The following is a 13,222-nucleotide window of genomic DNA, read 5'->3' as shown; positions in this document are numbered from 1 at the left end:
TCAAAAAGCAACTAACCCTATTTTAATCTTACCCTTTGGAAAATAAACAAGCCATTACTGTAATAGACCGTATTCTGAAAAACTTAGACGCTACAGGTATTACTTCAGATACATTAATAGACGATATTAAAACTTTAAGAACTTATACTATTGAGGTAGAAAACCCTTTGGCAGTAAAAGTCCTTCGTTATACTTACGAGCATATCGAAAATAACGACTCTTTTCTTATTCCAATACCAGAGGATACACCATTAGAGGATGAAGCATTAGAATCTGATACAGAAGATGTTACAGAAACAGAATTAGATCCAATAGAGAGTTTAAAGTATGTGATTTCATTAATTAGAAATCTTGACAATGCTTCTAACATATCAGATTTAAAATATTACAAAAAAGCTTTAGTAGAATTTTAATTTATAAAAAGCAATTATAAGTTTAATAGACTTATTTATATAAATAAAAGCCTTTATCAGTATATCTGTTAAAGGCTTTTTTTTGTAAAATTATATTAAGACATATCTTAAAATAAATAAATTTATAACGCATAAAAAAAGCCTTCTTAAATTTAAGAAGGCTTTTTTAAAAATGTGGGGAGAGCAGGATTCGAACCTGCGAAGACGTAGTCAGCAGATTTACAGTCTGCCCTCGTTGGCCGCTTGAGTATCTCCCCAAAACTGATTGCAAATATATTTAAGTTTTACTATTAAACAAACAAAAAAGTACTGTTTTTTGATGTCATTTTTTTCGGTATTGATTTTTAATAAGTTAGCTTCAATTTATTTTTAATTAAAAATAATAAACTAAAAAAAGCGTAACATTTTTAGTGTTACGCTTTAAAGACTAACTCAATTTATTTAAAATTTGTAGGTCAAAATTCCTGCAAAATTTCTTGGGTCTGTTTGATTAATATAGCTTGTTCTATAAGCGTTGTAACCTATTGAATCAAATACATTATTAACCAACACTCTAAAATTCCAATGGTTATTTAAAGTATAAGCAACTTGAGCATTTACCTGTGTATAAGCTTCAACATTAAAAGGCTCTTGATTTGGAACTATCCCTTGGTGAGTAACTGCACCAGAACTCCAATCATTAATAGGTCGTTCGCCAGTATAATATACTCCTCCTCCAACAGACAAACCTTCAAGTTGTTGTTTAAAGCTATAGTTAGCATAAATATTAAAAGTATGCTTTGGTGTATTTAATGGTGCAGATCCATAGACATAAGATGTATGCTCCTTATATTGTGCATCAATGTATGAATATCCTGTAATTACTTCCAAGTTATCCAAAACACGACCACTTAATTCCACTTCAACACCTTTTCTCTCATCATTACCACCTTTTGCATAATATCCAGTTTCTTCCCAGTTAATATCATAAACAGGAAGGTTAATGTCTTTATTATTTATTTTAAAATAAGTTAAGTTAAAACGCAACCTACTATTTAACCAATTAGTTTTAATACCTGTTTCAAATTGATCATAACGTTCGTTACCTAACTCATTACCATTAACATCTAATCTAGTTCCTGTTCTAGGATACGAACTGTTTGTATAAGAAGCAAACAGGTTAATGTTTTTTAATGGTGATATAATAATACCTCCTAATGGATTAAAAGCATCACTTTCGGTAGTTTCAGTGTCTGTAATTGTTCTTGTTTTACTGTAACGTAAACCCAAAAAACCTTTAAAATATTTATTAAAAGTTACCACATCCTGAGCAACAAAACCAAAAGCTTTAGACTTTGCAGCTAATGCGGATTGTGTAGACAGTGTAATATCATTTGGTAATTTATTACTATTACTTGCAAACACGTCTATAGTATCTATAATAGATACATTTTGCGAAGTTGTGTTATAATTAGTCGTACGATAATCAAAACCAACTTGAAATGTATGAGAAATAGTTCCTGTTTTTAATTGATCACCAACTAAATCAAATTGCAGCACACTGTTATTATCTGCTCTTGTAGACACCGAATAACCTCTAGATTTTTGATTATATATTGCATTACCATCAACATCACTAACAACACTACCTAGACTTGCTCCTTTGTCATCCAAATCCAAATTTGACTTATAATAGGCACCTTTAAGACTCAACTTATCTGATAACTCACGATCAAATCTAACTGCATATGTTGTGTTAGTTGTTAATGATTTATCATTCTCAAAACCTAAAAATTGATCATAAGGTAAATCATAAATCAAATTCTGGTCATTATCTCCAAGGTTAATAGTACCAACGTCTGGTGTCCTACTATCTTCAAAATAATCCAACTCAAAAGTTATGGTTGTTTTGTCATCAGTTTTCCATTGAAATGAAGGATTGATATAAAATCTATCAGAAGTAATTCCGTCTCTATAACTATCAGCACGCTCTAATGCACCATTCAATCTAAATGCAGTCGTTTTAGATGTAGTTAAAGGTCCATAAACATCAAAAGTTGTTCTTGCTTGACCAAAGCTTCCTCCTCTAAGTGACACATTGCCTCCAAATTCATATTTAGGTGTTTTGGTTACAATATTAATTATTCCACCTGGACTTCCTAAATCTGTAGCAACACCTTGTGTAACTGATGCTGCACCTTTTAAGACTTGTATATTATCAACACCTTGCATATCGGTTAGTATCCCTTGACCTCTAAAATCTGAATGCACTCTAACTCCATTTTTTAAAATAGGAATCCCTCTAAATCCACGAGAAGACATACTCTCCCTTTTATTACCATAGGTTGCAAATGTATAAACTCCAGGTACATTTTTTACAGCATCCGAAATGGTTAAATTACCTTGTTGTTCAATCACTTTTTCAGAAATAATAGAAATACTCTGAATTTGCTCATAAGGTGCTAGAGGCAATCTGGTTAAAGCCTCAATTTTATCTGGATGAGTAAAACGACTTCCAAAAACTTCGACTTCGTCTAAATCGCCATCATATTGTAATTTAAACGCTATAGATTTCGATTCATTATCCGTAATAGTTATGTCTTGTTTAATTGACGTATAACCTACTGAAGATACTTTGATAGTATAACTTCCAGCCTTTACATCTTCAAGGATAAAAAACCCATCAACATTAGCTGACACTCCAACATTAATCTCTTCCAATAAGATGGTTGCAAATGGAATTTTTTCGTCGGAATCACTAGTCACAGCTCCTGTAATTTTGGATTGCGAGAATGATAATTGAACTGCTAAAATTAGTATAAAACTTATTTTTTTAAACATGACACTATTTAGATTTATTATAAATAAAGCGCAAATATAAATCTCATTTTGATAATCGCAAAGTTTATTTAGACTAAATCTAAATAAAAAATCATACTTATTTGATATAGAATAGAATACCCTTTTAAAAAATATTATCTTTAAAATTTAACTTAAATATCAAATGAAGAAAATATCATCCATAGAAGAGTATATACAAGATCATCCCAAATTTATAGATTCCCTTAACTATTTAAGACACTTACTTTTAAAGGCTGGCTTAAAAGAAACTATAAAATGGAATGCTCCTGTTTATATGATTGAAGGAAAAAATGTGATTGGTTTAGGTGCTTTTAAACACCATTATTGCTTATGGTTTTTTAATGGCAGCTTATTGACTGACAAACAAAATGTATTACATAATGCACAAGAAGGAAAAACTAAAGCTTTACGACAACTACGTTTTAATGACACAAGTGATTTATCCGAAACGTTACTAATGTCTTACATAGAGGAAGCCATAATAAATCAAAAAAATGGTAAGAACATTAAACCTATTAAAACTACAGTAAAAGATATTGTGATACCTGATGAATTACAAAGTGTTTTTAAAGAAGATAATACACTTTTTAAGGCGTTTAAAGCTTTAACACCATCTAAACAGCGTGAATACTGTAACTATATAAGTGAAGCTAAAAGAGAGACTACAAAACTATCTAGAATAGATAAAATAACACCTATGATTATTGAAAATAAGGGTTTACATGATAAGTACAAAAATTGCTAAATAAAAAAGGCGACCAAATGGTCGCCTTTTAATATTTAATCTAGCTGTAAATTACTTTTTTAATTCAACAGCTGGCTTGTTTAAAGATTTACTCATTTCCATAGAAATAGCAGAACGATCAAACTTTAATTTTCCAGACATAGTTTCTATAACGCAACTATTATCCTTATCATTAAGCTGTGCAATTTTTCCATGCATTCCGCTTTTAGTAATTACCTTATCACCTGCTTTTAAATCCGAAGCAAAACGCTTTTCTTGTTTAGCACGTTTCATTTGTGGTGCAATCATAAAGAAATACACTACAGCAAACATTGCTATTATAGGTAAAAATCCGCTAATTCCTTCCATTATTGTGTAAGTGGTCCTGGGTTAGCATTTGGATTTGTTCTAAGTGGTGCCTGCTTAACAGGTGCGTTAGGGTCTGGAGTAATAAAAGCTGATATTTTTACAGACTCTTTACCAGTAGCTGTGTTAGCTGTGATGTTAATTACTTTAGATGTTTTGTTAGCTCCTTTTCCGTTAAATTTAACAGTAAAAGAATCAGACTCTCCAACAGCTAAAGGTGCTCTAGACCAATCTTGAGGAACTGTACATCCACAAGTACTTTTAATATCTGTAATAACTAAAGGCGCTTCTCCTTTGTTTGTGTAAGTAAATACTGTCTCTTGAGGTGTACCTGATACTATTTGACCAAAATCATGTTCTTTTTTATCAAACTCGATTACTGGTAACTTACCTGATTGTGCATCTCTCTCAGAAGCTGCTACTACATTGTTTGCATCAATTTTTGCTGCTGCATCTTGCTTACAAGATGATAAAGATATTAAGCATACTGCACTTAATAGAATCATTACTTTTTTCATAATACTTATTTTAGAATTTGTGTAGTTTATTATTAAACTGCCACTTAAATTAATTTTTGGTTTGTAAAAATAATAATATTTTTTGACTACATCAATCCTCGACCAACTTTATTTAATTTTCCTTCTTCTTGATATTCTTTTAACAATTTGTCTAGAATTCCGTTAATAAAAATACTGCTTTTAGGCGTTGAGTATTCTTTAGCAATTTCTAGGTATTCATTAATTGTTACTTTAGTCGGAATTGATGGAAAACTAGTTAACTCGCAAATAGCCATTTTTAATAAAACCATGTCTATAGTTGCGATACGTTCTGTATCCCAATTTTTAGTTTTATTAGCTATTTCTTCGCTTAATTTGGATTGGTTTAACATTGTTTTTTTAAACAAGTTAATTGCGTATTGTTTATCCTCGATATCTTTGTACAACTTAGGGGTAAGGAAACGCTCGTCTGATGTTTCTTTAATTTTTCTAAGTAATTTTAAAATAGCTGTATTTACTGTTGGAAGATCATCTAACCAGGTAAGGTTTTTATCTTCAATATAATCGTAAAGTTTCTCGTTAGGAGCTATTATTTCTTTAAATACATCTACTATAAAGTTTCTATCCTCTTTAAAGGTAGACGATTTAGTTTGCATGTATTCTTTATATAAATCACTAGCAATTATTTCTTTATAGATAATATCTACATACTCATTATCTAGTTGCCAATTTTTAATATTGTTGACTTCAAAAGCTGTTTTTAAAGCTACGTTATTAGACAGTAGTTCTAGAACCTGATTATTTATAAATTTTTTGTTGGGATTTTTTTCTTCTGCTGTAGCTAAATGCTTTTTTTGAATAGTTTCTAACTGCGTTTTAGATTTTTTACCGACCTCTATCATTAAGGATAGTGTCATTAAATATAAATTATACATATTGTCTATACTGTATAATAAAAATTTTTGGTCTTTAGAAAAATCATCACTTTCTGTACCATCAAATGCATATAAAACTTGCATTACTTTAACACGAATATGTCTTCTACTTAGCATACTTACAAAGAACTTTAGATTTCAATTATATTGAAATACTTTTAAATTATTAATTAAAAAAGGCGAAAGCTTTCGCTTTCGCCTTGCAAAAATAGTCTATTTTATAAGATATCTATTGCTGATTTTCTTTTTTTCTAGCTTCAATTCTGCTTAAAGCTATATTTAACGCTGCTTGATGTGTTGTTATATCATTAGTTTCAGCATTACTTAAAATCTCCAAGGTTGTATTGTAGATGTTTTCTGTCTTTCTCATTATTTCTTGTTTACCGTAGTTTTCTAATTCTGCGTAAACATTAATAATTCCTCCTGCATTAATTAAAAAGTCTGGGGCGTATACAATACCTTTTTCTTGTAATATACGACCATGCTTAAGCTCGTCTGCTAATTGGTTATTTGCTGCTCCAGCAATAACTTTAGCTTGGATACTGTTAATCGTAGCATCGTTAATTGTTGCTCCTAAAGCACAAGGTGCGTAAATATCTACAGCCTCTGCATACACATTACTTCCTTTGTATATAGATGCTCCGTATTTTTTACTGATTGCCTCTAAACGTTCTTGATTAATATCATCGATAATTACTTTTGCACCATCATTTGTTAGGTGCTCCACTAAAGATTCTCCAACATGTCCAATACCTTGTACAATTACTGTTTTATCTTCTAGGACGTCTGTACCAAATTTGAATTTAGCAGCTGCTTTCATTCCCATAAAAACACCATAAGCTGTAATTGGAGATGGATTACCTGCTCCACCTTTGTCTTCAGAAATACCAGTAACATAAGGTGTTACTTCTCTAACTAAATCCATATCTGCAGTTTCCATTCCTACATCTTCTGCAGTAATGTACTTTCCGCTTAAGCTGTGCACAAACTCTCCAAAACGCTTCATTAATTCTGGCGTTTTTTGTGTTTTAGCATCACCAATAATTACTGCTTTTCCACCACCAAGGTTTAAACCTGTGATTGCTGACTTAAAGGTCATACCTCTAGACAAACGTAAAACGTCATTAACAGCTTCCCATTCGTTAGCATATTGCCACATTCTAGTACCTCCTAAAGCAGGTCCTAAAACTGTGTTATGTATTCCAATTATTGCTTTTAATCCTGTATCTTTGTCGTTGCAAAAAACGACTTGTTCGTGATTATCAAATGATAATTGTCCAAAAACAGGATCTGCTTTTGATAATTGATTAGTGTTGATTACTTCTGAAACCATTTAGTTGACATTTAATTAATGTATTGAAATTACACTATTTGTAATTTCAGCATGCGAAATTAGCTTATAATTAATATTAAAACAATAATTAGCATGTTAAAATGTGAAATTGTTAAAAACTTTTTAAACTTAGGTTTTCATTTAAATGAAAGAATTACAACATCTTAACAAATACTTTTACAAATATAGAACACAAATTATAATTGGTGTTTTAATTACTATCGTTTCTAAACTATTTACTGTATTTGTTCCCAAATTTATAGGTTCTATTATAGACGTGGTTAACGACCAATTACAAAATCCAGAAAGTAGTGAGGTTGCTTACAAAGCCAAACTATTGAAGTACATTTTATTTTTGGTAGGTTCTGCAATATTGTCTGGTATATTAACCTTCTGGATGCGTCAAACAATAATTAATGTATCGCGTTATATTGAATATGATTTAAAAAACGAAATCTACCAACAATACCAAAAACTATCTTTAAATTTCTATAAAAAAAATAGGACTGGTGATTTAATGAATCGTATTAGTGAGGACGTGACCAAAGTACGTATGTATACTGGTCCTGCAATTATGTATAGTATTAATACCTTAACATTATTTATTGTAGCTCTAGTTTTTATGTTTAGACAAGCACCAATGTTGACGCTTTACACAATTATTCCGCTACCAATTTTATCAATAATTATTTATAAAATTAGCTCAGAAATACATAAACGTAGTACCATTGTACAACAATACTTATCCAAACTATCCACGTTTTCTCAAGAAACTTTTAGTGGAATTTCTGTAATTAAGGCTTATGGTATAGAGCCACAAACCTCAGCTAATTTTGATGAATTATCAGAAACCAACAAAGAGAAACAATTAAGTTTAGTACGTATACAAGCGTTATTTTTTCCGATGATGATTTTGCTTATTGGGTTAAGCAACGTGTTAGTTATATATATTGGAGGTAGACAATATATGAATGGCGAAATTAGCTTAGGTACAATTTCTGAATTTATTATGTACGTCAACCTTCTAACTTGGCCAGTTGCAACTGTAGGTTGGGTAACCTCTATTGTACAGGAAGCAGAAGCTTCTCAAAATAGAATTAATGAGTTTTTAAAAACCGAACCAGAAATACAAAATAACAACGCTGAATTATCAGAAATTAATGGCGAAATAGAATTTAAAAATGTGTCTTTTACCTATGATGACACCAACATACAAGCCTTGAAAAATGTTAGTTTTAAGGTAAATACAGGTCAAACTTTGGCTGTTATAGGAAAAACAGGGTCCGGAAAATCTACAATCTTAGATTTAGTAGGACGTTTGTACGACGTAGACTCAGGCACTATTTTAATAGATCAAAAACCTATTGAAACCCTAAACTTATATAGTCTAAGGGACGCTACAGGTTATGTACCACAAGATGCCTTTTTGTTTAGCGACTCCATTAATAACAACATCAAGTTTGGTAAAGAAAACGCTACAGATCAAGAGGTTATAGATGCTGCTAAATTAGCACAAGTGCATAAAAACATAATCAAATTTAACAAACAATACGACACTGTTTTAGGTGAGCGAGGCATCACACTATCTGGAGGACAAAAGCAACGTGTATCCATTGCTAGAGCTATTATTAAAAAGCCTCAAATCATGTTATTTGATGACTGTTTATCTGCAGTTGATACTGAAACTGAAGAGAAGATTTTAAATAACTTAAAAACAATTACTAAAGGAAAAACAACCATAATTGTAAGTCACAGAATCTCTTCTGCTAAAAATGCAGATCAAATTATAGTTTTAGACGATGGTCAAATTGTACAATCAGGTACACATGAAAACCTTATAAACACTGATGGTTATTACAAAGAACTGTATTTAAAAACAACTAAGTAAAAAGATTTACACTAAAATGTTGTTTCATTCAACTTTTTTTGACTTTTGAGTTTACGAATTAACTAACAACACAAATCAAGGATTATGCATAATAACGAGATGATGGAGAAGGAAGAAATTTTTTCGAAAGTATTAAGAGCAGGAAGACGAACTTATTTTTTTGATGTAAGAGCTACTAAAGCAGATGATTACTACCTGACTATTACAGAAAGTAAAAAGTTTACAAATGACGATGGATCATTTCATTATAAAAAACATAAAATTTACTTATATAAAGAAGACTTTAGTGAGTTTAATGACATCTTAAAAGAAATGACAGATTACATCATCAACGAAAAAGGAGATGAAGTTATTAGCGAACGTCACCAAAAAGATTTCAAAAAAGAATATGATACTCCAGCTACTCCTGCTTCCGAAGCTAAGACTGAAACGTCTGAAACACCAAGTGCTGAAAGTAGATTTACAGATGTAGATTTTGACGATATTTAATATAAAAATCACCTTATATCAAAAAAGCCTTTTCTAAATTTAGAGAAGGTTTTTTTATGCTTTATTGTAAATCAAAATTAAAATTAGACTTCCCAAAATAAATATAAGACTTGCAACAAAATTAAAGGCAAGCCAAATAATAGCAGATATTACAAATAACCAAAGTGGTACTAAAGTTATACTTATGGCAAACCTAAAGGTAGATAAAAACTCAGCTTCCTTAATTTTTGGTTTTATATTATGTCTCCAAACCAGAATAGGCACACATAATAACAAATAAAGGATTGGCTTTATTAAGACTTTAAAATTAGACTGTTTTACACGCTTAACTTGACATGTTTTAAACTGACTTACAATACAACGATTAACAATGTTGGGATTGGTAAAATCCACATTTAACTTATTAAGTTTTTCTACTATTGAAGCATAATTACTTTGTGGTATGTGAGTCGTTAAGCTTATTAAAGAATTAAAAACATCCTGTTTAATTTGTTTAGTCGCAATAAAATCGTCTAAATGATTATAAGATTTAGACGCTAAAGCTTTTCCAAAACAAATAGAAACAGTACTACCCATTGCTTTAGGCGCTTGGTAATTTAAACCCACTGGAATTAAATGTATTGACTGCTTAGGATACGTTTGTCTATGTTCTAAAATAATTCTTGTAAACCCCTTACTTAGTGGTCTAACTCGTCTTTCTAAATTGTGATTTCCTTCTGGAAAAATAGTCACTGCTTTGTTATCATGTAACAAATTAACAGTATTACTAAAAACAGATTTATTTTTTGCAATCGTGCTCCAGCCATCTCTAACACGATAAATTGGTCGCATATGCAAGCTATGCAATAACCTACTAACAAATGGTTTTTTAAAAACACCAGCTCTAGTTAAAAAATAACTTAAGCGTCCAGACTTTGTAGCCAATAGCAAAGCATCTATTAACGCATTTTGATGATTGGATAAAAATAAAACGGGTTGGTCTTTTGGGATGCTTTTTTTCCGTTTACAATTATTTTTTTATAGTAAAAAAACAATCCTAATTGAATATAAATCCTAACGGTATGTAATACTATTTTATTCAAATATCTTAACCATACTACTATGATACAGAAGTTCCGTTAGGAACTTTGGTTTCTGGATTTAACAAAATAACATCTTTAGCATTAACAGCTCCCAATACTAAACACTCACTCATAAATTTTGCAATCTGCTTACGCGGAAAATTTACCACTGCAACAATTTGCCTATTTAGTAAGTCTTCTTTTTTATAAAGCGTTGTAATTTGTGCGCTAGTTTTTTTAACTCCCAAACCTCCAAAATCTATGGTTAATTGATACGCAGGATTTTTGGCTTCTGGAAAATCATTAACTTCTAAAATGGTACCTACACGTAAATCTACTTTGGTAAAATCTTCAAATTGAATAGTGCTCATAATTACCCTTGGTTATAATTTAATTTAGGACTTTAAAATAAAACTAATTTTAAGTCAAAACAAACAATTATTAATCTAAATCCAGCCTTTACTTTTTAATACACCTTCTATATGCGCGTAATGATGATTACTATGCCAAGCATAATTACCTAAATTTTTATCTAAAGCTATCATTTGATTGTTTTCCGGATGAATAAAGGTACGTTGCAATTGTTCTGCTGTTAAGCCTTTTAAATAATACACCAATTTAGCATGTACTACTTTAATATGTAATAGAGATAGCGCTATTGGCTGATTATAATCATGCTGAGAAGCCCAAGTGTTTTCATCATAGGCTTTTATTACTGGGTTATCTTCTGTCATTGCCCATTTAAATCTTATATAACTATGATGGTGACTGTCTGCAATATGGTGTATTACTTGTCTAATAGTCCAGCCTCCTAACCTATAAGGTGTATCTAATTGCTTGTCTGACAAGTTAATCACCAACTGCTCCAACCTATTTGGAAAATGTTTTAGTATAGATAACCAAGCATCAATAGTCGCTTCCGTTATTGTTGATGGACATTCAAATTTTCCGATAGGATATTTTAACCTTTCTAATTTTTGATCTAACATTGGATTAATTTAATTAAAAAACCTCAAAAGATATTACTCTTTTGAGGTTTTAAATATTTATAATTTTTGTTTTAGAATATCTAAATAGAACAATAAATAAATAATTAATTATTATTTAACGTCTACAAGTTCTACATCAAATACAAGTACAGCATCTGGTGGAATTGCTCCTCCTGCACCTCTTGATCCATAACCTAAATCTGAAGGTATAACAAAACGGGCTTTATCACCAACTTGTAATAATTGAATCCCTTCATCCCATCCAGAAATAACTTGACCAACTCCTACTTGAAAATCTAAAGGTTGATTACGCTTGTAAGAACTATCAAAAACAGTTCCATCTGCTAATTGTCCTTTATAGTGTACAGAAACTTGATTACCTTTTTCAGCTTTTTTACCACTACCTTTTTGGATAATTTGGTAACGTAAACCGCTTTTAGTTTCTTCAAAACCTGCAGCTAATTTATCTAATTCTGCACGTTTAGCTTCACGTTCTGCAGCTACACGTTTTTCTCTTGCACCTTCAAATGTTCTAAAGGCTTCAATTGCATTAAAGTTTTCTGCATCAGCACCAACTCTAACAATTTCTAAAGTTTCAATCTTATCTCCTTGTGCAATAGCATCAACAATGTCTTGTCCCTTTACTACGTTTCCAAAAACAGTATGGTTACCATCTAACCAATCTGTAGCAACATGAGTAATAAAAAACTGACTTCCGTTAGTACCAGGTCCAGCATTTGCCATACTTAATATTCCAGGTCCACTATGCTTTAAATCTGGGTGAAACTCGTCATCAAACTTATATCCTGGATTACCTGATCCGCTACCTTGTGGACAACCTCCTTGGATCATAAAATTATCAATTACTCTATGAAACTTTAATCCATCGTAATAAGGTGTCCCTTGTGGTTTAACATCGTTTTCCATGTTACCTTCAGCTAAAGCAACAAAGTTACCAACTGTTCCAGGAGTTTTCTCAAATTCTAAAGCGACTAAAATTTCGCCTTTATTCGTATTAAATTTTGCGTATAAACCGTCTTGCATTACATTGTTTTTTAATGAACTGCAAAGATATAAAGAAGTTAAAAGTAATAAGTAATGACAGATGATTTTTTTATCCAATCCTATTTTACTAAATTTTGTTAGATTTGAAAAAATAAAAAATTATTATGGGTGTATTTAATAAGCTATTTGGAGGTAATGATAAAAAATCAAAAAACAACCAATTAGCTGATACCAATTATATTGAGGCTATTTTAAAGCATAGTGAAGACCAACCTGTAGGTATTGCAGATCAAAATGTGATTTATGCAGGTTATGCAGAGCTTGGTGGTTATTATTTTTTACAAACTTTTATTGTTGGAAAACTAAATATTAAAGCAAAAAAAGGCGCTAGACTTTTAATGGTTAACAACGATCATACTTTAGATTTAAAATCAGACATGGATGAGTTTGAGTCTGAAAACATGGGTGTTTTTGATGGTTATGTTACTAGAATAGATTTTGAAATTGAAAAAGAAGCTGCCGAAAACATCAAACGATCTGCAATTAAAAATATAACACTACAAGTAAAAAAACACGCCATTACTTTTACACCGCTTACCATAGAAGGTTTAGATGAATTACAAATAGCAGAAGAAAACAAAAAAGACCTAACAAATTAACTTGTTAGGTCTTTAATAAAGT

The 13,222-nt window shown here is 30.8% G+C and carries 14 protein-coding genes and 1 tRNA gene; 5 read left to right on the top strand and 10 right to left on the bottom strand.

The features are described 5' to 3' along the window. Positions 1-35: 35 nt before the first annotated feature. Positions 36-413 carry a hypothetical protein gene (locus AC0L3M_RS01320; RefSeq protein ID WP_292944176.1) on the top strand — a complete coding sequence of 126 codons (378 nt, stop codon included), beginning with the start codon at positions 36-38 and terminating at the stop codon, positions 411-413. 175 nt (positions 414-588) lie between these two features. Here the strand turns inward: AC0L3M_RS01320 and AC0L3M_RS01315 are convergent. Then, positions 589-670, bottom strand: a tRNA-Tyr gene (locus AC0L3M_RS01315). 184 nt (positions 671-854) lie between these two features. Continuing rightward, on the bottom strand, positions 855-3,233 hold the full coding sequence (locus AC0L3M_RS01310; RefSeq protein WP_473431559.1) for a TonB-dependent siderophore receptor: 2,379 nt from the start codon (positions 3,231-3,233) through the stop codon (positions 855-857). A gap of 163 nt (positions 3,234-3,396) precedes the next feature. Here AC0L3M_RS01310 and AC0L3M_RS01305 point away from each other — a divergent pair, with 163 nt between their 5' ends. After that, positions 3,397-3,999: a YdeI/OmpD-associated family protein gene (locus tag AC0L3M_RS01305; RefSeq protein WP_473431558.1), complete on the top strand. Its 603-nt coding sequence runs from the start codon at positions 3,397-3,399 to the stop codon at positions 3,997-3,999. Between the two features lie 51 nt (positions 4,000-4,050). Here AC0L3M_RS01305 and yajC read toward each other — a convergent pair whose 3' ends face one another. The 4 genes from yajC to AC0L3M_RS01285 all read right to left on the bottom strand — a co-directional run bounded on the left by yajC (position 4,051) and on the right by AC0L3M_RS01285 (position 7,109). Next, complete coding sequence (gene yajC / locus AC0L3M_RS01300) at positions 4,051-4,347, bottom strand: preprotein translocase subunit YajC (RefSeq protein WP_145000117.1); 297 nt, start codon at positions 4,345-4,347, stop codon at positions 4,051-4,053. Beyond that, entirely contained in the window at positions 4,347-4,862 is a 516-nt protein-coding gene (locus AC0L3M_RS01295; protein WP_145000119.1) for a DUF1573 domain-containing protein, read from the bottom strand. Before AC0L3M_RS01295 ends, yajC begins: the two co-directional genes overlap by 1 nt. Positions 4,863-4,948: 86 nt before the next feature. Next, a complete protein-coding gene (gene nusB / locus AC0L3M_RS01290) occupies positions 4,949-5,860 on the bottom strand; it encodes a transcription antitermination factor NusB (RefSeq protein ID WP_473431557.1) in 912 nt (303 codons plus the stop codon). A gap of 145 nt (positions 5,861-6,005) precedes the next feature. Continuing rightward, the gene (locus AC0L3M_RS01285) at positions 6,006-7,109 is read right to left on the bottom strand and encodes a Glu/Leu/Phe/Val family dehydrogenase (protein ID WP_292944162.1); all 1,104 of its coding nucleotides are present in this window, start codon (positions 7,107-7,109) and stop codon (positions 6,006-6,008) included. Between the two features lie 145 nt (positions 7,110-7,254). Between AC0L3M_RS01285 and AC0L3M_RS01280 the strand changes: the two genes are divergently transcribed. Both AC0L3M_RS01280 and AC0L3M_RS01275 read left to right on the top strand, forming a co-directional pair. Then, complete coding sequence (locus AC0L3M_RS01280; protein WP_473431556.1) at positions 7,255-8,997, top strand: ABC transporter ATP-binding protein; 1,743 nt, start codon at positions 7,255-7,257, stop codon at positions 8,995-8,997. A gap of 84 nt (positions 8,998-9,081) precedes the next feature. Continuing rightward, entirely contained in the window at positions 9,082-9,486 is a 405-nt protein-coding gene (locus AC0L3M_RS01275) for a PUR family DNA/RNA-binding protein (RefSeq protein WP_292944156.1), read from the top strand. Positions 9,487-9,540: 54 nt separating this feature from the next. Here the strand turns inward: AC0L3M_RS01275 and AC0L3M_RS01270 are convergent, their stop codons facing one another. The 4 genes from AC0L3M_RS01270 to AC0L3M_RS01255 all read right to left on the bottom strand — a co-directional run bounded on the left by AC0L3M_RS01270 (position 9,541) and on the right by AC0L3M_RS01255 (position 12,580). After that, positions 9,541-10,476: a 1-acyl-sn-glycerol-3-phosphate acyltransferase gene (locus tag AC0L3M_RS01270; RefSeq protein ID WP_473432522.1), complete on the bottom strand. Its 936-nt coding sequence runs from the start codon at positions 10,474-10,476 to the stop codon at positions 9,541-9,543. Positions 10,477-10,585: 109 nt separating this feature from the next. Then, entirely contained in the window at positions 10,586-10,918 is a 333-nt protein-coding gene (locus AC0L3M_RS01265) for a tRNA-binding protein (protein ID WP_414692208.1), read from the bottom strand. Positions 10,919-10,993: 75 nt separating this feature from the next. Next, positions 10,994-11,536 carry a YfiT family bacillithiol transferase gene (locus AC0L3M_RS01260; RefSeq protein WP_342862146.1) on the bottom strand — a complete coding sequence of 181 codons (543 nt, stop codon included), beginning with the start codon at positions 11,534-11,536 and terminating at the stop codon, positions 10,994-10,996. Between the two features lie 111 nt (positions 11,537-11,647). Then, on the bottom strand, positions 11,648-12,580 hold the full coding sequence (locus AC0L3M_RS01255; protein WP_292944147.1) for a peptidylprolyl isomerase: 933 nt from the start codon (positions 12,578-12,580) through the stop codon (positions 11,648-11,650). A 125-nt stretch (positions 12,581-12,705) separates the two neighbouring features. Between AC0L3M_RS01255 and AC0L3M_RS01250 the strand changes: the two genes are divergently transcribed. Further along, positions 12,706-13,200 (top strand): hypothetical protein, encoded by a 495-nt coding sequence (locus AC0L3M_RS01250; protein ID WP_473431555.1) that lies wholly within the window; start codon positions 12,706-12,708, stop codon positions 13,198-13,200. The last annotated feature ends 22 nt before the right edge of the window (positions 13,201-13,222 follow it).

Source organism: Olleya sp. KJ81-1 (assembly GCF_055808135.1).
This window is presented reverse-complemented; position numbering and strand designations above follow the sequence as displayed.